The 18,551-nt window shown below is 70.6% G+C and carries 14 protein-coding genes; 3 read left to right on the top strand and 11 right to left on the bottom strand.

All coding sequences use genetic code 11. From position 1 onward, the window contains the following. Positions 1-458: 458 nt before the first annotated feature. The 5 genes from ACTVCO_RS04165 to ACTVCO_RS04145 all read right to left on the bottom strand — a co-directional run bounded on the left by ACTVCO_RS04165 (position 459) and on the right by ACTVCO_RS04145 (position 6,491). Positions 459-1,460, bottom strand: coding sequence for a sugar phosphate isomerase/epimerase family protein (locus ACTVCO_RS04165; RefSeq protein WP_443727124.1), 1,002 nt, complete (start codon positions 1,458-1,460; stop codon positions 459-461). An 11-nt stretch (positions 1,461-1,471) separates the two neighbouring features. Continuing rightward, a complete protein-coding gene (locus tag ACTVCO_RS04160) occupies positions 1,472-2,686 on the bottom strand; it encodes a Gfo/Idh/MocA family protein (protein ID WP_443727123.1) in 1,215 nt (404 codons plus the stop codon). 57 nt (positions 2,687-2,743) lie between these two features. Then, on the bottom strand, positions 2,744-3,814 hold the full coding sequence (locus tag ACTVCO_RS04155; RefSeq protein WP_443727122.1) for a substrate-binding domain-containing protein: 1,071 nt from the start codon (positions 3,812-3,814) through the stop codon (positions 2,744-2,746). A gap of 86 nt (positions 3,815-3,900) precedes the next feature. Next, complete coding sequence (locus ACTVCO_RS04150) at positions 3,901-4,959, bottom strand: ABC transporter permease (RefSeq protein WP_443727121.1); 1,059 nt, start codon at positions 4,957-4,959, stop codon at positions 3,901-3,903. Next, positions 4,956-6,491, bottom strand: a complete 1,536-nt coding sequence (locus tag ACTVCO_RS04145) for a sugar ABC transporter ATP-binding protein (RefSeq protein WP_443727120.1) — start codon at positions 6,489-6,491, stop codon at positions 4,956-4,958. The genes ACTVCO_RS04150 and ACTVCO_RS04145 overlap by 4 nt, the downstream gene beginning before the upstream one ends. Before the next feature lie 108 nt (positions 6,492-6,599). Here ACTVCO_RS04145 and ACTVCO_RS04140 point away from each other — a divergent pair, with 108 nt between their 5' ends. Beyond that, complete coding sequence (locus tag ACTVCO_RS04140) at positions 6,600-7,784, top strand: ROK family protein (protein WP_443727154.1); 1,185 nt, start codon at positions 6,600-6,602, stop codon at positions 7,782-7,784. 82 nt (positions 7,785-7,866) lie between these two features. Continuing rightward, a complete protein-coding gene (locus ACTVCO_RS04135) occupies positions 7,867-8,529 on the top strand; it encodes a ThuA domain-containing protein (RefSeq protein ID WP_443727119.1) in 663 nt (220 codons plus the stop codon). A 36-nt stretch (positions 8,530-8,565) separates the two neighbouring features. Here the strand turns inward: ACTVCO_RS04135 and ligA are convergent, their stop codons facing one another. Then, positions 8,566-10,890 (bottom strand): NAD-dependent DNA ligase LigA, encoded by a 2,325-nt coding sequence (gene ligA / locus ACTVCO_RS04130; RefSeq protein WP_443727153.1) that lies wholly within the window; start codon positions 10,888-10,890, stop codon positions 8,566-8,568. A gap of 110 nt (positions 10,891-11,000) precedes the next feature. Between ligA and ACTVCO_RS04125 the strand changes: the two genes are divergently transcribed. Next, positions 11,001-13,112: a prolyl oligopeptidase family serine peptidase gene (locus ACTVCO_RS04125; RefSeq protein WP_443727118.1), complete on the top strand. Its 2,112-nt coding sequence runs from the start codon at positions 11,001-11,003 to the stop codon at positions 13,110-13,112. A gap of 30 nt (positions 13,113-13,142) precedes the next feature. Here ACTVCO_RS04125 and ACTVCO_RS04120 read toward each other — a convergent pair whose 3' ends face one another. The 5 genes from ACTVCO_RS04120 to ACTVCO_RS04100 are packed head-to-tail and all read right to left on the bottom strand — an operon-like array spanning position 13,143 to position 18,498. Next, positions 13,143-14,237, bottom strand: a complete 1,095-nt coding sequence (locus ACTVCO_RS04120; protein WP_443727117.1) for a hypothetical protein — start codon at positions 14,235-14,237, stop codon at positions 13,143-13,145. Further along, positions 14,234-15,379 (bottom strand): tRNA 2-thiouridine(34) synthase MnmA, encoded by a 1,146-nt coding sequence (gene mnmA, locus ACTVCO_RS04115; RefSeq protein ID WP_443727116.1) that lies wholly within the window; start codon positions 15,377-15,379, stop codon positions 14,234-14,236. The genes ACTVCO_RS04120 and mnmA overlap by 4 nt, the downstream gene beginning before the upstream one ends. Continuing rightward, complete coding sequence (locus ACTVCO_RS04110; protein ID WP_443727115.1) at positions 15,376-16,647, bottom strand: cysteine desulfurase family protein; 1,272 nt, start codon at positions 16,645-16,647, stop codon at positions 15,376-15,378. Before ACTVCO_RS04110 ends, mnmA begins: the two co-directional genes overlap by 4 nt. A gap of 54 nt (positions 16,648-16,701) precedes the next feature. After that, positions 16,702-17,676 (bottom strand): electron transfer flavoprotein subunit alpha/FixB family protein, encoded by a 975-nt coding sequence (locus ACTVCO_RS04105; RefSeq protein ID WP_443727114.1) that lies wholly within the window; start codon positions 17,674-17,676, stop codon positions 16,702-16,704. A gap of 12 nt (positions 17,677-17,688) precedes the next feature. Next, entirely contained in the window at positions 17,689-18,498 is an 810-nt protein-coding gene (locus ACTVCO_RS04100) for an electron transfer flavoprotein subunit beta/FixA family protein (RefSeq protein ID WP_443727113.1), read from the bottom strand. Between the last annotated feature and the right edge of the window lie 53 nt (positions 18,499-18,551).

Raw genomic sequence — 18,551 nt, 5'->3', positions numbered from 1 at the left:
GGCTTCCCTCTCGTACGAGAGTTATTTGGCATTGACTATCAAGCACACTGTTGAGTTCTCAAGGAACAGACGCGCATCCTCGCTCTTCCCTTGCGGGTCCTGCTCGGAGGCAACCGTTCAACCTTACCCCGTTCGCTTCTCCGTGTCAAACCCCGTCTTTCGACTGGATCCGAGCCTCGGAAGCTTCCGCGCCTCCCGCACACACACGTGCACTCCGGTTTCCGGAGTACCTGGTGAGGTGGGTGGCTGAGCCGCGGCGGTTCGGCCCGGGATCGTGACCCCGTTCCTTCGCCCTGCCGGGCTGGCTCGAAGAACATTACACGTGCCGCCGCGCTCATGCCAAATCGTTGAGGATCCGCGGCTGGCGGGTCGTCACACCGGGCGAGCCATGCGCGGTGCGCGTGCGGAGGCCGGCCCGAGAGCGTCGCGAGACGCACCCGGGCCGGCTCCTCAAACGATCAGCGGACGCTGAACGCTGCGTCGAACGCGGCAGTCGGCGCGTCGAACGCTGTGCGCCGCACGAATTCGAGCGCCTCCGGGGCACCGACGAGACGATCCATCCCCGCGTCCTCCCACTCGACCGAGATCGGACCGGTGTAGCCGATCGTCGTGAGCATGCGGAAGGCGTCCTCCCACGGCACGTCACCGTGCCCCGTCGAGACGAAGTCCCAACCACGCCGCGGGTCCGCCCACGGCAGGTGCGACCCCAACCGGCCGTTGCGGCCGTTGGTCATGCGCTTCTTCGTGTCCTTGCAGTCAACGTGGTAGATCCGGTCGCGGAAGTCCCACAGGAAGCTCACCGGGTCGATGTCCTGCCACACCATGTGGCTCGGGTCCCAGTTGAGACCAAAGGCCTCGCGGTGCCCGATGGCCTCGAGCGCCGCATGCGTCGTCCAGTAGTCGTACGCGATCTCGCTCGGGTGCACCTCGTGCGCGAACCGCACACCCTCGCCGTCGAAGACGTCGAGGATCGGGTTCCACCGACGCGCGAAGTCCTCGTACCCCGCCTCGATCATCGAAGCGCTTGCCGGCGGGAACATCGCGACGTACTTCCAGATCGACGAGCCCGTGAAGCCCACGACCGTGTCGACCCCCATCTTGCGCGCGAGCCGCGCAGTCAGCTTCATCTCCTCGGCCGCGCGCGTCCGCACGCCCTCCGGATCACCATCACCCCAGACGACGTCGGGCAGCATGTCGCGGTGCCGAGCATCGATCGGATCGTCACACACCGCCTGCCCCTTGAGGTGGTTCGAGATCGTCCACACCTTGAGGCCGTGCCGCTCAAGGATCTCGAGGCGCCCCTCGACGTACCCGGGCTCGTCGACGCGCCACGGGTCGAGGTGGTCGCCCCAGCAGGCGATCTCCAGGCCGTCATAGCCCCAACCCGAGGCCAGACGTGCAACCTCCTCGAACGGCAGGTCGGCCCACTGGCCGGTGAACAGCGTGATCGGTCGTGCCACAGCAGCTCTCCTCACTCTCGGGCCGCGGCAGGCTGCACGCGGCGGGGCTCCGGAACCGGGACCCACACATTGTTGGCAAGGCTCGAACGCTCAACCGCGTCAAGCACCCGCTGCACCTGAAGGCCGTCGTCGAACGTCGGACGCACCACCGCACCCGACGCCACCGCCTCGACGAGATCAACCACCTGGTGCGTGAAACCGTGCTCGTAACCGAGCCCGTGGCCCGCAGGCCACCACGCCCCGACGAACGGGTGCTCGGGCTCCGTGACGACGATCCGACGGAAGCCCGCCGTGCGCGCAGGCTCAGCCGCATCGAAATGGTGCAGGACGTTCATGTCCTCGAAGTCGAACGCGAGCGAGCCCGACGAGCCATTGATCTCGATCCGGATCGCGTTCTTCCGACCCCACGCGAAGCGCGTCGCCTCGAACGTCGCGAGACCGCCCCCGGTGAGTCGGCCATAGAACACCGCCGCGTCGTCGACCGTCACCGGACCGCGACCGGCACCCGCCTCCCCACGCAGACCCGCATGAGCATCAGCAGTAGGGCGCTCGTGGACGAACGTCTCGAGCAGGCCCGAGACCCCTGTGAGCCACTCCCCCGTGATGAACTGAGCGAGATCGACCACGTGAGCCCCGATGTCACCGAGCGAACCCGACCCCGCCTTCTCACGGTCGAGCCGCCACGACAGCGGCGCCTCGGGATCCGCGATCCAGTCCTGCAGGTACTGCGCACGCACGTGCCGCACCTGCCCGATCCGGCCCTCCTCGACGAGCTGGCGCGCAAGCTGGATCGCCGGGACGCGCCGATAGGTGAAGCCGACCATCGCGACCTGCCCCCTCGCCTCAGCCGCACGCGCGGCCTCAGCCATGCGCTCCGCCTGGGCGAGCGTGTTCGCAAGCGGCTTCTCGCACAGGACGTGCTTGCCCGCCTCGAGCGCCGCGATCGCGATCTCCTCATGCGTGTCACCCGGCGTACACACGTCGACAAGATCGACGTCGTCACGCTCGATGAGCGCCCGCCAGTCCGTCTCCGTCGTCCGCCACCCGAGACGGTCCGCCGCCGCAGCGACCGCGGCACCGTTGCGACCGCACAAGGCCGCCATGTCGACCGCACGAGGCAGGTCGAAGAACCGAGGCGCACTGCGCCAGGCCTGCGAGTGAGCCGCACCCATGAAGGCGTAGCCGACCATCCCCACACCCAGCCGAGGCTGTGCCGTTCCACTCATGTTCGTCCTCCTCTCGGACAGGACCGGGGGGGCGCGCACGCGCCCGCCCGGACAGGGTCAGGACACGAAGGCCGCGCCGATGAACTCGTCGACGTTGTCCTTCGTCACGACGGGTGCGTAGAGCTGAACCTCACGCGGGACCGTGCCCGAGACGAGATCGCCCATGAGGCGGTCCTGCGCGACGAGGCGAGCGAGACGCACGCCGTCGGCAGCCTGCGTCGAGGGGTAGATGACCGTGGCCTCGACGACGGAGTCACCGCTCTTGATGAGCTCCATCGCGTCCTTCGAACCCGCACCGCCGACCATGAAGAACTCATCACGCTTCGCCGTCTCGATCGCGGCGAGCACACCGATGCCCTGGTCGTCGTCGTGGTTCCAGATCGCGTCGATCTTCGGCGCCGCCTGCAGCAGCTGCGCCGTCACCGACTCACCGCCCTGGATCGTGAAGTCCGCCGCGACACGGTTCGACACGGACAGGCCACAACCCGCGAGCGCATCGTTGAAGCCCTTCGTCCGGTCCTGCGTGAGGGGCAGCGAATCGATCCCGGCGATCTCAGCGACAACCGCGTCCGGCTGACCGGCAAGCCGCTCGCAGATGTACGTGCCGGCCGAGACACCCATGCCGTAGTTGTCACCCAGCACCGTCACACGTGCCGCAAACGTCGAGGAGAACTCTCGGTCGACGTTGATGACCGGGATGCCCGCCTCCATCGCCTTGATGGCGACGTCCGTGAGCGCAGCACCATCGGTGGGCAGGAGCACGATCGCATCGACCTTCTCGTTGATGAAGGTCTCCACCTGGGAGATCTGGAGGTTCGCGTCGTTCGTGCCCTCCGACACCTTGAGCTCGACGTCGGAGTACCGCTCCGCCTCCGCAAGCGCAGCCTTGTTGATCGCACCGAGCCAGCCGTGGTCAGCCGCCGGGCCCGAGAACCCGATGACAACCTTCTCGCCCGGCTCGTCGTTCGATCCCGCCACGGGCGCGGCGGACGTGCCGTTGCCCCCCTGAGCCGACGTCGGGTCAGCGGGTGCTTCGTTCGAGGTGCACGCCGTGAGGGCGAGCGTGAGCGCGGCTGCCGTGCCGAGCGTGAGGGTCAGGCGTCGGCGCAGCGTCGATGATGCGGGCATGACTGTCTCCTTGTTTCGTGAGGAAAGGGTGCTGTGGAGGGCGGCCGCCGCTCCCCGCGCCACGGGCGCCGAGAGCAGCAGCCCTGTCAGGTGGTCGAGCGGGATCGTCGGGCGAGATGCTGCTGGAGCAGAACCGCGGCGACGATGATGACGCCCTTCGCCACGGCCTGAGCCGACGTCGAAAGGTTGTTGAGGGTGAAGACGTTGGTGAGCGTCGTGAAGATCAAGACGCCGAAGACGGTGCCGACGATCGTGCCCCGGCCACCGATGAGCAACGTGCCGCCGACGACGACCGCCGCGATCGCGTCAAGCTCGTACATCGACCCGTGCGTCGAGGTGCCCGCGGTGGTCCGGACGAGCATCATGACGCCACCGATCCCGGCCGTGAGGCCCGCAAGCCCGTAGACGAACATCGTGTGCCGACGAACGTTGATACCCGCAAGCCGTGCGGCCTCGGGGTTACCGCCGACCGCAACCGTCCGTCGGCCGAACGTCGTGCGGTTGAGGAGGACCCAGCCGACCGCCGAGACGAGCGCGAAGATCCACACGAGGATCGGCACTCCCAGCAGGTCGTCGCCGAAGAAGTCGAGGAACGGCCGGACCCGGACGCGCTGCGTCTGGCGGTTGGAGATCATCTCGGCGAGGCCGCGGGCCGCAGCCATCATGGCGAGGGTCGCGATGAACGCGACGACCTTGCCGTACGCGACGAGCGCACCGTTGACGAGCCCCGCGACCAGGCCGACCGCGAGCGCCGTGATCACCATGATCGACCAGTGCACGTCCGCCGCCATCTGCTGCGTCGCGAGCGTCGTCGCCCACACCGACGACAGCCCCATCACTGCTCCGACCGACAGGTCGATGCCACCCGTCGTGACGACGAAGGTCATCCCGATGCTCAGGACGCCGATGATCGAGGCAAGGCTGAGAACGGTGAGGAGGTTGCTCACGGACGCGAAACGCTCGTCGGCCGTGACGAGACCGACGACGCACAGCAGCGCGAGCGCGACGACGAGCCCCGCGTTGCGTCCCGCCGCACCCGAGAGCGGATGCCGACGCCTCGCCGCAGGCGAGGTCGCAGGCGCGGGTGGCGTGCTCTCGGTCGCAGCGGGCGAGGTGGTGTCGGGCGAGGTGGTGTCGGGGCTCACGCTGCACTTCCTTCCATGACGAGATCGAGCACACGGTGCTCGTCGATGTCGGCCGCGGGGCCGGAGTGGACGACGCGTCCTTCAGCGAGCACGAGCACCCGGTCCGCAAGACCGAGCACCTCCTCGATCTCGCTCGAGACGACAAGAACAGCCGTGCCCTGCGCCGTGAGGCGACGCACGAGCGCGTAGATCTCGGAGCGGGCACCCACGTCGACCCCGCGCGTCGGCTCGTCGAGCAGAAGCACGCGGCAGCCGTGGAGCAGCCACCGGCCGAGGAGGATCTTCTGCTGGTTGCCGCCCGAGAGGGTACGGGCGTGGCGATCGGGATCAGCGGGACGGAGCCCGAGGTCCTCGATCTGCGCCCGCGCCTGGCTACGCTCGGTGTGCTCGTCGAGGAAGCCCGCACGAGCCGTGCGGCCGAACGTCGAGAGCGTGATGTTGCGGTAGACGGGCTCGTCGAGCAGCAGACCTTGAGACTTGCGCTCCTCGGGGCACAGCCCGATGCCGGCAGCGACCGCGCGTCGCACTGACCCGCGGCGCAGCGGGCGGGCGTCGACGTGGACCGTGCCGCGCGTCGCCCGGCGGGCGCCATAGATCGTCTCGAGGATCTCTGAGCGACCCGAGCCGACGAGGCCCGCGATGCCGACGACCTCACCGGGCCGGATCGTGATGTCGACGCCGTCGAAGACTCCCTCGAGGGCGAGGCCCCTCACGTCGAGCACGGGGTCGCCCTCGACGACCTCGGTCGCGCGGTCGGGGAAGACGCTGTCAACGGCGCGCCCCGTCATGAGCTCGATGAGCTGGGAGGTCGGCGTCTCGGCGACGCTCAGGCCAGACGCAACCGTGCGGCCGTCCTTGAGCACGGTGATGCGGTCACCGACACGCCTGATCTCCTCGAGCCGGTGGGAGATGTAGACGACAGCGACGCCCGCAGCCGTGAGCTCGGCCACGACGCGGAAGAGATTGTCGACCTCCTCCGTGTCGAGGACGGCTGAGGGCTCGTCCATGACGATGACGCGCGCTCCACGGGAGAGGGCACGTGCCATCGAGACGACCTGCTTCCCGGCCGCCGCAAGGCTTCCGACCTCCCGCCCCGGCCGGATCTCTGGGTGGCCGAGCCGCGCAAGGATCTCGGCGGTCCGCCTGCGGAGCTCAGAACGGCGGGTAAGGCCCGCGCTCGCAAGCTCGTGACCGAGGAAGACGTTCTCAGCGACCGTGAGGCCGTCGACGACGTCGAGCTCCTGGTACATCGTCGCGATGCCGTGGCGAAGCGCTGCCACCGGGGTCGGCAGCGCGACGACGTGTCCGTCGATGTCGATCTCGCCCTCGTCGGGCTGGTGTGCGCCTGCGAGCACCTTGATGAGCGTCGACTTGCCGGCGCCGTTCTGGCCCAGGAGGCAGTGAACCTCGCCCGGGCGGACGTCGAGGTCGACGCCGCTGAGGGCTCGGGCGCCGGGGAAGGTTTTGACGATGCCGCGCATACGAAGGAAGGGCGCGGGCTCGTCGATCTGGTGGGGGTCGTCGTTGACCATGACGATGACGCTACGGAGACTTCTGTCGATCGTCAATCAAAAGATGGAAGTTGCCTGCGCGTGTTACGCGAACGTGACCCGCAGAAGCAGACGTGGTTCACTGTGCGCATGGTCGAGGACGCCGCGAAGTTCGCCCCCCGCGGGAACGGTGCTGGCGAGATGTTCCAGCTGCTCCGCGACGGGACCCCCCGCACCCGCGCGGACCTCGCCCAGAGCACCGGACAGGCACGCTCGACGATCGCCGCCCGTGTCGATCTGCTCCTCGCCTCAGGCCTGGTCGCACCCTCCGGGGAAGCCGTCTCGACCGGTGGCCGGCCGCCCGCAACATTTGCGTTCAACCCCGGCGCGCGGCTCGTCCTCGCCGTCGACCTCGGAGCCACTCACGCCCGGCTCGCCGTGACCGACCTCGCCTCCAACGTCCTCGACACCCGCAGCGAAGACCTCGACATCGCGGACGGACCCGACCACGTCCTCGCCCGCGTCATCGAGCTCGCCGACGAGATGATCACGAGCATCGGCCGACCCCGCACCGACCTCGTGAGCATCGGCGTCGGACTACCGGGACCCGTCGAGCACACGAGCGGCCGCCCCATCAGCCCCCCGATCATGCCCGGCTGGGACGACGCCGACGTCCCCGGCGTCCTGCGGCGCGCCCTCGGCGCACCCGTCCTCGTCGACAACGACGTCAACATCATGGCGCTCGGCGAGCACGCCACGACGTGGCCCGACGTCGACCACCTGCTCTTCGTCAAGATCGCCACCGGGATCGGCTCCGGCATCATCTCCGACGGCGAGATCCGACGCGGTGCCCAGGGCGCCGCGGGCGACATCGGCCACGTCGCCGTCCCCGGCCGCCACGACGTCCTGTGCCGCTGCGGCAACACCGGCTGCCTCGAGGCAGTCGCCGGAGGCAACGCCCTCGTCAGCCGCCTGCGCGACGCCGGCCGCGACGTGCGCACCACATCCGACGTCGTCGCCCTCGTCCGCTCCGGCGACACGGCCGCGAGCGCCGAGGTCCGCCAGGCGGGCCGCGAGCTCGGCGCAGTCCTGGCGACCTGCGTGAGCATGCTCAACCCCTCGATGATCGTTGTCGGCGGCGTACTGGCCGAGGCGGGCGAGCACCTCATCGCGGGCATCCGCGAAGTCGTCTACCAACGGTCCCTGCCCCTCGCGACCCAGCACCTGCGCATCGTCACCTCGCGCACCCGAACCCGGTCCGGCGTCCTCGGCGCGAGCGTCATGGCGTGCGAGGCCGTGCTCTCACCCGCCGCCGTCGAGGCACTCGTCCAGTAACGACGCTCGCCTCGTCCCGTCCAGACCGCTACGGTCGGTCTGGACACCGCCGTCAGCCGAACGCCCGCAAGAGGAGTCACCGATGACCGCACGCCAGGCACTCGTCGTCCGCGGAGGGTGGGACGGGCACGCCCCGCAGGAGGCGACCGACCTCTTCGTGCCGTTCCTCGAGGACGCCGGGTTCACCGTCATCGTCTCCGACTCCCTCGAGGTCTACGCCGACACCGAGCTCATGGCTGCGACCGATCTCATCCTCCAGTGCTGGACCATGGGCGAGATCCTCGGCGACGAAGTCAACGGCCTGCGCACCGCGATCGCTGCCGGAACAGGCCTCGTCGGCTGGCACGGCGGTGTCGTCGACTCGTTCCGGATGTCGGCCGATTACCTTCACCTCATGGGCGCCCAGTTCGCAGCCCACCCAGGCGACACGGTCGAACACACCGTGAGCATCGTTCCCGAACGCGCCGACCACCCCGTCATCGCTGGGCTCCGCGACTTCACGCTGCGCTCCGAGCGCTACTGGATGCTCACCGACCCCCTGCTCGACGTCCTCGCCACCACGACGATCGAGGCCGAACCGGGCGATCCGTGGGGCGGCCCGACAACGCACCCGGCCGTCTGGACGCGCCGCTGGGGCCACGGTCACATCCTCGTGTGCGCCCCGGGCCACAACCTCGCGGACCTCGCAGCCCCCGAGGTGCGGACCATCATCGAGCGCGGGCTGCTCTGGGCCGCGCGCAACTGACCAGCACGACGTGCCGTCGGCGCGCGTCGGCGCGCGTCAGGCGTCGAATGCCGCCGGCCCCTCCGCGAGGAGGCGGACGAACCCGTCCTCATCAAGGATGCGGAGGCCGAGCTCCCGCGCCTTGGTCTCCTTTGACCCCGCGTTCTCGCCGACGACGACAAAGTCTGTGCGCTTGGAGACCGAGCCCGCCGACTTGCCACCCGCCGCAAGGATCGCCTCCTTCGCACCGTCACGCGTGAAGTTCTCGAGGCCACCCGTGACGACGACCGAGAGGCCGTCGAGCACACCCGTCGCCTGTTCGTGAGGGGCCCCGGGCCCCGGGTGGCCAGGGGTCACGAGCTGAACCCCGGCCGCACGCCACCGTTCGACGATCTCGACATGCCAGTCGACGGCGAACCACGCGAGGATCTCGGTCGCGATCGTCGGGCCTACCCCCTCGACAGCGGCGAGCTCGGCAGCCGACGCGCTCCTCACGAGGTCGAGCGAACCGAAGTGATCGGCCAGCGCACGAGCTGCGGACGGGCCGACGTGGCGAATGTTGAGCGACACGATGACGCGCCACAGGTCCTTCGTCCGAGCCTTGACGAGCTCGGCGACGAGCTTGCCTGCGGCCGCCGAGGGCACGACGGCCGGTGGTTCGTGCCCCGTCGCACGAGCCTCGTCGAGCGTCAGGCCCAGCCCCTCGGCCCACAGCTCGAGGTCCTTCTTCGAGGCACGGCGCGCAAAGGGCGTGCGCTCCTTGGCCTGGCCGTCGTCGTCGACCTTGGGCAGGCCTGTCTCGGCGTCCTTGACAACCACCCGGATCGGCACGAGGTCGGCCTCCGTGAGGTCGAACAACCCCGCCTCGGTCTCGAGCGGGGGGACCTCGGGGACGAGCGGCTGCGTGAGGGCGGCGGCCGTCACCTCGCCGAGCACCTCGATGTCGAGGCCGCCACGTGAACCGATGTGCTCGACCCTGCCGCGGACCTGTGCGGGGCACGAGCGCGCGTTGGGGCAACGCAGGTCGACGTCGCCGTCCTTCATCGGTCGCAGCACCGCGCCACACTCGGGGCACGCGGACGGCATGACGAAGTCCCGGCGCGGGTGTCCGTCCTCCGCCGCGGCCTCGACCGGCCCGACGATCTCCGGGATGACATCGCCGGCCTTGCGCAGCACGACCATGTCGCCGATCCGTACGCCCTTGACCTTGACGACGTCCTGGTTGTGCAGGGTCGCCTGGCGCACGACCGAGCCCGCGACGCGCACCGGCTCCATCACGGCGTACGGGGTAGCGCGGCCCGTACGGCCCACGCCGACGACGATGTCGAGCAGGCGCGTCGTCACCTCCTCGGGCGGGTACTTGTACGCGATCGCCCAGCGCGGCGCACGGCTCGTCGCGCCGAGGGCGCGCTGCAGCGCGATCTCGTCGATCTTGACGACGACGCCGTCGAGCTCGTGCTCGATGTCGTGACGGTGCTCGGCAAAGTGCGCGATGAACGACCGCACCCCGTCGAGGTCGTCACACACGACGTTGTGGGGCGAGACCGGAAGTCCCCACACCTGCAGGAGCGTGTACTCACTCGACTGCCGAGCACGGCCCTCGGTGAGGTCAGCAGGAACTGCCGCCTGCCCCCACACAAGGGCACCGACACCGTGCGCGTACATGTCGAGCGAACGCGACGCGGTCACGCGCGGGTCCTTCTGCCGCAACGAGCCTGCCGCGGCATTGCGCGGGTTCGCGAACGGCGGCCTGCCCGCGGCGACCTGCGCCCCGTTGAGCGCCTCGAACTGCGTGACGGGGAAGAAGACCTCGCCCCGCACCTCGACGAGCTCGGGATGCGTCGCGGGGTCGCCCGCGAGCACGTGCGGGATCGAGGTGATCGTGCGGACGTTGAGCGTGACGTCCTCGCCCGTGCGGCCATCTCCGCGCGTCACTGCGCGGACAAGCCTGCCGTGCTCGTACACGAGCACGATCGCGAGGCCATCGATCTTCACCTCGGTGAGGTAGTGGATCGTGGCCGCACCCACGCCCTGGCGCACCCGGCCCGCCCAGGCCTCGACGTCCTCGAACGAGAACGCGTTGTCGAGCGACAACATGCGCTCGACGTGGTCGACCGCTGCGAAATCAGTCGAGAACGTCCCACCCACCCGCTGCGTCGGCGAGTCGGGCGTGCGCAGCGACGGGAAGCGGTCCTCGAGGGCCGCGAGCTCGCCGAGCAGCGCGTCGAACTCGCCGTCCGAGACGAGTGGTGCGTCCTTGACGTAGTAGGCGAACTGGTGCGCCGTAACCGTCTCTGCGAGGTCCGTCCAGCGCGCGCGCACGGCAGCATCCGGCTCGTCCGGGGCGAAGGTGGGCTCGTCAAGTTCAGTCACGCGCACCATCATGCCAAGGGCCACAGACATCGGCCGCCGGACCGCGACGCCACACGCCGGAACCTCACGCGGCAGGCGCTCGTCAACGAAAAGTCGGACCCTGGCGCTACCGTGGCCGCATGCCGACGCACCCGAGCAACCCCACCGCCGCACCCACCGTGCCCGTCGTCCTTCCCACCCCCGGTGCGGACCCGCACGCGTGGCTCGAGAACATCGACGACAAGGCTGCGCTCGACTGGGCGCGCGAGCGCGGCGAGGCCGCGGACGCACACGCCCGGGAGCACGGCCTGCTCACCGAGATCGAGGCTGAGGTCCGCGAGGTTCTCGACGACGACGCACGCATCCCCTACGTCGGCGCGGTCGGGGGCATGCTCTACAACTTCTGGCGCGACGCAGACCACCCCCGGGGCCTGTGGCGACGCACGACCGAGGACTCCTACCGCACGGCGACGCCCGAGTGGGAGATCCTGCTCGACCTCGACGCCCTCAACGCTGCCGAAGGTGAGGACTGGGTCTGGCACGGTGCCCAGGTGCTGCGACCCGATCTCGACCGCGCGCTCATCACTCTCTCGCACGGCGGCTCCGACGCCGACGTCGACCGCGAGTTCGACCTCACCACCCTCACCTTCGTCTCCCCTGCCGACGGTGGCTTCGTCCGGGCCGAGGCCAAGGGTGGGCTCGGCTGGGTCGATCGCGACACAGTGTTCCTCTACTCGGCGTCCGACCCCGCGTCCTCGACCCGCTCGGGCTATCCCCGCACCGTGAGCCGTTGGCGTCGCGGGACCGACCCGGCCGCAGCCGAGCTCGTCTACGCGGGCCAGGCCGACGACCTCAGCATCAGCGCCCATCACGAACGCACCCCCGGCTACGAGCGCGACATCGTGAGGCGCGCGATCGCCTTCTACGAGTCCGAGACCTTCATCCTCGACGGCTCCGGCGAGCCCGTCCTCGTCCCCGCACCCCGGAGCGCCGACGTGGGCCTCCACGGGCCCTGGGCACTCATCCGACTGCGCGAGGCGTGGACGGTCGCCGGGACGGAGCACGCGAGCGGAACCCTGCTCGTCGCACCCGTCGACGACCTCCTTGCAGGAACCGCTGCTCCCGTCCCCCTCTTCACCCCCACCGCGACGACGGCGCTCGAGAACGTCACGTGGACGCTCGGTCGCCTCGTCCTCACGATCCTCGACCACGTCCGTCACCGCATCGTCGTCCTCACGCCACCCGCCTCCCCCGACGCGCCATGGGCCCAGGAGCCCCTCGCCCATGCTCCGAGCGAAGCGACGCTCGCGGTCGGGGCCGTCGACCGAGACGAGAACGACGACCTGTGGATCACGGCGACGGACTTCCTCACACCGCCCACCCTCGTGCGGTACGACGCCACGGGTGTCCGCGAGCCCGAGGCGCTCAAGTCGCTGCCAGCACACTTCGATGCGACCGGGATGACCTGGGAGCAGCACACCGCTATCTCCGACGACGGGACGGCCGTCCCCTACTTCGTCGTTCACGGCGCCCCCGACGCCCGCCCGGCGGGCGAGCCAGCCCCGACGCTCCTGTATGGCTACGGCGGCTTCGAGATCTCGCTCACCGCGGACTACTCCGGAGTGCTCGGCCGCGCCTGGCTCGCACGCGGGGGCACCTACGTCCTCGCGAACATCCGGGGCGGCGGCGAGTTCGGCCCCGCGTGGCACGCCGCGGCGCTCAAGGACAAGCGCCACCGGGCGTACGAGGATTTCGCGGCCGTCGCCCGCGACCTCGTCGCGCTTGGCATCACCGACCACGCGCACCTCGCCTGCAAGGGCGGCTCGAACGGCGGCCTGCTCACGGGCAACATGCTCGCGAGCTACCCCGAGCTCTTCAGCGCGATCGTCATCCAGGTGCCGCTCCTCGACATGTTCCGCTACACGCACCTGCTCGCGGGCGCCTCCTGGGAGGCCGAGTACGGCGACCCCGACGACCCCGCGCAGTGGGAGTTCATCCGCACGTTCTCGCCGTACCACCTGCTGCGGCCGGGCATCGAGTACCCGCCCGTCCTGCTCACGACCTCGACCAAGGACGACCGCGTGCACCCCGCGCACGCTCGCAAGACCACAGCGCTGCTCGAGGCACTCGGCGCCGACGTCACCTACTACGAGAACCTCGAAGGCGGACACGGCGGGGCCGCCGACAACACGCAAGCCGCGCATCTCGCAGCGTTGTCGTACGCGTTCTGCTGGGAGCGGCTCACCCCGTGAGGTCGCAGCGGGTCGTGCGCGGCCCGTCGCTCAGCCCGCCGCACGCTCCGCGAGCAGAAGCGCGGTCCGCTGCAGGCTGTGCGCAGACGCACGGGCGTCGGCGACTGACCGCGACCGGGGTCGTACCGGGTCGACGCGCACCTCGCCCAGCTGCTCATGGACGACGACTCGGGCGAGGTCCGCGAGCGGCAGACCGACCCGCCGCCACGGCTCGGCGACGCGCTGAGCCAGCTCCCCCAGATCGGCGCCCGCGCACGACGACACCCGCGCGGGCGCAAGCCCCTGCCAGAGCTCGACGCCACGCTCGACCGCGGTCGCGATCATCTCCCACCGGCGCTCGTCCCACGGGGCCACGTCGAGGCCCACCCCGTCGGCACCCGAGAGCACCGCGGGCCCGATGCCCGCGACCGCGGTTCCCACGTGGACGACGACGCGCGCACCCGCGGCGTGCAACGCCGCGACAACGGGCTCGAGCACCTCAAGAAGGCGTGGACGTGCAACCGCACGTAGGCACGCGTGCCCCGAGAACGTCGGGAGCACCCCGGCGACGATCTGGCCGACAAGCGTCTCGGCCAGCAGAACGGTGACCCGCGCACCCGGCGCCTGTCGCAGCACGTCGCCGACCCGCAGGACAAGCCCCTCCGCGAGCGCAGCAGCCACATCGTTGACCGCGCCATCGTCGGACAGCACACGGTCACCACGAGCGAGCCACACCGACGCGGCGAGCGACCACGGTCCGACCGCCTCGAGGACGAGCTCCCCCGACCAGCCGAGCGAAGCCACCGCAAGTGCGCCCTGGTCCTCACGCCACAGCGCGAGGGCCCGCTCACGATCTCCACCCTCGTGGGCGGCCAACCGCCACCCGTGCGGACCCAGCTCAACCGGGATCCCCTCGAGCGAGGCCGCGGTGCGTCCCACACGATCCGCCCCGGGCCCGCGCTCCGCGAGCACCGGCAGGGTCGCAAGCGCACGGATCTCGCTCGGGGCGTCCGACGCGTCGCCAAGGATCGTCGTCACTGCCTCGAGCGGATCGCTGCCCGGCCAGGCGAGCGGGGCGCACGCTCCGGGTGCGAGCGCGACGCCTGCCCTCGGGCTCGTACCCTCGGGCGACGGGTTCGCGCTCACCCGCGGACGCCTGCCGGGCCTCGGCCGCTCGCCGTGGCCGCGGACGCACCCGCACCTCGCCGGCCGGCCGACGTCACGGTCGCCTGTCCGAGAACACGCGTCCCCCGATAGACGACGAGCGACTGCCCCGCCGCGACCCCGCGCAGCCCCTGCCCCGGGAGCTCGGCGACGAGGCCGTCGTCCGTGCGCGTGACGACCGCGGGCACGGGCGTCCCGTGGGCACGCACCTGGACCTCGGCCTCGAGGCCGCGCGCGGCGTCGACGTCGTCAGCGAGCCACACCGTGCGGTCGCTCACGATGCGGTCAACCGTGAGCAGCTCGGCGGCCCCGACGACGACCTGGTTCGTCTCGGTCCTCACCTCAAGGACGTACCGAGGCTGACCGTCGGCGGCGGGCCGTCCCAGGTGCAGGCCGCGCCGCTGCCCGACCGTGAACGCGTACGCGCCGTCGTGCTCTCCGACCACCTGGCCGTCCGCGTCGAGGATCTCCCCGGGCTGAGCTCCGAGCCGCGACCGCAGGAAGCCCTGCGTGTCGCCGTCGGCGACGAAACAGATGTCGTAGGAGTCGGGCTTGTTCGACACCCCTAGACCGCGCCGCGCCGCCTCGGCACGGACGTCGGCCTTCGACGTGTAGCCGCCGAGCGGGAAGATCGAACGGGCCAGCCGCTCGGGCCCCATGACGGCGAGCACGTAGGACTGGTCCTTGTCGACGTTGGGCGAGCGGTGCAGCTCGCGCCGGCCGGCGCGCTCGACGATCTGCGCGTAGTGGCCCGTCGCGACCGCATCGAAGCCGAGCGCCATCGCCTTCTCGAGAAGCGTGTCGAACTTCACGTGTTCGTTGCAGCGGACGCACGGGTTGGGGGTGCGACCCGCCGCATACTCCGAGAGGAAGTCGGTGACGACGGTCTCCTCGAACGTCTCGGAGAGGTCCCACACGTAGTAGGGAATGCCGAGGATGTCGGCCGCACGGCGGGCGTCGCCTGCGTCCTCGATCGAGCAGCAGCCGCGAGAGCCCGTCCTCATCTGGGCGCGCTCGCGCGCGAGCGCCATGTGCACCCCGACGACCTCGTGCCCTGCCTCGAGCGCGAGGGCCGCAGCAAGCGCGGAGTCGACCCCTCCCGACATTGCAGCCAGAACCCTCATGCCGCACCTCCATCCACACTCATGACGTGACCGGGCGTCCCGGTCCCTCGCCGCCCGGGCGCCGCCAGCCCCGCGGCCCGCGCCCGTTCGACGACTCCCGGCACCACCTCAAGAACCCGCTCGACATCGTCCAGGGTCGACGTCGAGCCGAGCGAGAAGCGCAGGGCCCCCCGCGCCTCGCGTTCTGGGACACCGAGCGCAAGAAGGACGTGCGACGGCTGGGGAACTCCCGCCTGGCAGGCGGAGCCCGTCGATGCCTCCACACCGGCCGAGTCGAGCAGGTACAGCAGGGAGTCGCCCTCACAGTCCGCGAAGGTGAGGTGGGCGTTGCCCGGCAAGCGCATGCGCTGGCCGTCGGCCGATGTCGCATCGAGCGCAGGACCGCGCAGGGTCGCGCCCGGAACCCGGTCGAGGACTCCCCTGACAAGTGCGTCGCGCAGCGTCGCAAGACGCGCCGCCTCGAGCTCGCGCCCGGCCACAGCGTCCGCGAGCGCGACGGCGAAGGCATGCGCCCCCGCGGCATCGAGCGTCCCCGAACGGACGCCCCGCTCCTGGCCACCGCCGTGGAGCACGGGGACGAGGCCGACCGCGCGCCCGACGACGAGCGCGCCCACACCGACAGGGCCGCCAAGCTTGTGCGCCGAGACGGTCATGGCGTCGAGCCCCGACGCAGCGAAATTCACGTCGGTCCGCCCGACGGCCTGGACCGCGTCCGAGTGCACGGGGATGCCGTGCGCGTGCGCGAGCCGCACGACGTCCGCGATCGGTTCGATCGTGCCGACCTCGTTGTTCGCCCACATGACAGAGACGAGCGCGATCTCGGTGGCGTGCGCGGCAAGCTCGGCGGCGAGCGCGTCGAGGTCGAGACGCCCCGTGGCGTCGACGGGCAGGAGGACGATCTCGGCGCCCGCGTGCTCGGCGAGCCAGAACGCCGGGTCGAGAACCGCGTGATGCTCGACCGCGGAGACGACGACGCGCGTGCGCTCGGGGTGACCGGTGCGACGCGACCAGAACAGTCCCTTGATCGCGAGGTTGTCCGCCTCAGTCCCCCCGCCCGTCAGCACGATCTCGCTCGGGCGTGCGCCGAGTGACGTGGCGATCGACTCGCGCGACTCCTCGACGACGCGTCGCGCTGCGCGCCCGGAGGTGTGGAGCGAGGAGGGATTGCCGGGGATCGCCAGCTGGGCGGTGTAGGCCGCGATCGCCGCCGACGACATGGGGGTCGTCGCGGCGTGATCGAGGTACGCGGGAGGTCTCACGGAGTCCATCCTACGAAGGACGCCGCGACCGCCGGGCAGCGGTCGCGGCGTCCGAGGGTTCGTTCAGACCGTGCGGGCCCGCAGCGCCGCCGCCGCCTGCGGCAGGACCGTCGCAAGATCACCGACGACGGCAAAATCACAGATCTCGAAGATCGGGCACTCGGGATCGGAGTTCACCGCGACGATGACCTCGGAGGCCTGCATGCCGCCCCGATGGTGCGGGGCTCCGGAGATGCCCGCGCCGATGTAGAGGTGGGGGGTGATCGTCACACCCGTCTGGCCCACCTGGGCGTCGTGACCGATCCATCCTTCATCGACCGCGTCGCGCGTCGCCCCCACCGCCGCGCCCAGCGCGTCCGCCAACTCCTCGACCGGGCCGAAGTCCCCGAGCGTCCCACGGCCACCGGCCACGACGACGCTCGCCTCGGCGAGCGGCGGACGTGCGGAGCCAGTGACCTCGTGCACCTCGCGCGAGATCAGCCTCACGCCGCCCGCGGCTGCCGCGGCCGCTGCGGGGTCGAGCTCGACGACCCGCACGACGGGCTGGACGGGCGCCTCAGCGGGGCTCGGTCGCACAGCGTTGGGGCGCACCGTGAGGAGCGCCAGGTCCGTCGTCACGACCGAGTCGACGTCCCACGATCCAGCAAAGACGCGCTTCCAGCCGGCGACGAGGCCGTCGCGCTCACCGACACGAGCCGCGTCGATGATGAGACCGGCGCCCGTGAGGAACGCCAGCCGGGCAAGCACTTCCTTGTTCGCGAACGTCGCCCGCGCGAGCAGCACGCGCGCGTCGGCGACGACCGGCTCGAGCGCAGCCGCTGCCACGCCCGTGAGCCAGCGTTCGCCAGCGATCTCGAGGCGGACCACGTCGGCGACGCCATACGCCGCGAGCGTCGCGAGGACGTCCGGGCCCGGCTCGTCGAAGACGACCGCGCGCACCGTACCGAGCGAGCGGGCAACTGTGAGCAGCTCAAGATCGGGGCCACGCAGGGCGTTCGTGACGTCGTCGAGCACGACGACGGAGAACGAGCGACTCATGAGGGTCTCCTCTCAGACCAGGCCACGGCTCGCGAGGAACTCGACGAGCGCCTCACCGCCCTGACCAGAATCGACGTGGATCTCGACGGGTTCGCGCTCCGGGCGCGGGTCGGCGGACAGCACACGCGTGCGCGCCCCGGCCTGACCGACCCGCGACGCGTCGACGTCGAGATCAGCGAGCGACCACGTCGTCACGGGCTTCGTCCGAGCCGCCATGATGAGCTTGAAGCCGGGGAAGCGCGGCCGGTTGATGTGGTCGTTGACAGACACGACGGCGGGGAGCGGCGCCGCGAGGACCTCCGAGACACCGTCGACGACTCGCTCGATCCGAGCGGTCGCCCCGTCCAGCACGAGCGATCCCGCGTTCGTCAGCTGCGGCAGACCGAGCTCGGCGGCGAGCAGCGCGGGGACGACGGAGCCGAGACCGTCGAGCGCCGCCATCCCGGCGAGCACGAGGTCGATCGGCCCGTCGGCCGCGATCTTGCGGACCGCTGCCGCGAGCGCTGCGGCCGTTCCCGCGTAGTCCGAGCCCGCGAGCGCGTCGTCGGTCACGTGGATCGCGGACGTCGCCCCCAGCTGGTAGGCGCGACGCAGCGCGTCGACGGCCTCAGCGGGACCAACGGTCACGACGATGATCTCCGACGCCTCCCGATCGGCGTCCTCGAGCGCCTCGAGGATCCGCACGGCCTCCTCGACGGGGTGCTCGTCGAGCTCGTTGAGCGAGCCATCCTCAGAGCCGCGCACGGTGCGGCCGTCCGCGAACGCGCGTGCGGAGTGGATCGTGGGAACGTGCTTGACGACCACGACGATTCTGCGGGCCATGACGCTTCGCGCCTCCTCATGGTGCGGGGACCGGACCCGATGAGGCTATCGTC

The sequence above is a fragment of the Sanguibacter sp. A247 genome, assembly GCF_052324925.1.
Classification (GTDB): domain Bacteria; phylum Actinomycetota; class Actinomycetes; order Actinomycetales; family Cellulomonadaceae; genus Flavimobilis.
The sequence above is the reverse complement of the archived record's forward strand: the minus strand, read 5'-3'. Positions and strand labels throughout refer to the sequence as shown.

Excerpts from the sequence above, each read along its gene's own strand:
- ACTVCO_RS04160 (WP_443727123.1), bottom strand. The coding sequence starts at position 2,686 with ATGAGTGGAACGGCACAGCCTCGGCTGGGTGTGGGGATGGTCGGCTAC.
- ACTVCO_RS04155 (WP_443727122.1), bottom strand. The coding sequence starts at position 3,814 with ATGCCCGCATCATCGACGCTGCGCCGACGCCTGACCCTCACGCTCGGC.
- ACTVCO_RS04145 (WP_443727120.1), bottom strand. The coding sequence starts at position 6,491 with ATGGTCAACGACGACCCCCACCAGATCGACGAGCCCGCGCCCTTCCTT.
- ACTVCO_RS04140 (WP_443727154.1), top strand. The coding sequence starts at position 6,600 with ATGGTCGAGGACGCCGCGAAGTTCGCCCCCCGCGGGAACGGTGCTGGC.
- ACTVCO_RS04135 (WP_443727119.1), top strand. The coding sequence starts at position 7,867 with ATGACCGCACGCCAGGCACTCGTCGTCCGCGGAGGGTGGGACGGGCAC.
- ligA (WP_443727153.1), bottom strand. The coding sequence starts at position 10,890 with ATGGTGCGCGTGACTGAACTTGACGAGCCCACCTTCGCCCCGGACGAG.
- ACTVCO_RS04125 (WP_443727118.1), top strand. The coding sequence starts at position 11,001 with ATGCCGACGCACCCGAGCAACCCCACCGCCGCACCCACCGTGCCCGTC.
- mnmA (WP_443727116.1), bottom strand. The coding sequence starts at position 15,379 with ATGAGGGTTCTGGCTGCAATGTCGGGAGGGGTCGACTCCGCGCTTGCT.
- ACTVCO_RS04110 (WP_443727115.1), bottom strand. The coding sequence starts at position 16,647 with ATGGACTCCGTGAGACCTCCCGCGTACCTCGATCACGCCGCGACGACC.
- ACTVCO_RS04105 (WP_443727114.1), bottom strand. The coding sequence starts at position 17,676 with ATGAGTCGCTCGTTCTCCGTCGTCGTGCTCGACGACGTCACGAACGCC.
- ACTVCO_RS04100 (WP_443727113.1), bottom strand. The coding sequence starts at position 18,498 with ATGGCCCGCAGAATCGTCGTGGTCGTCAAGCACGTTCCCACGATCCAC.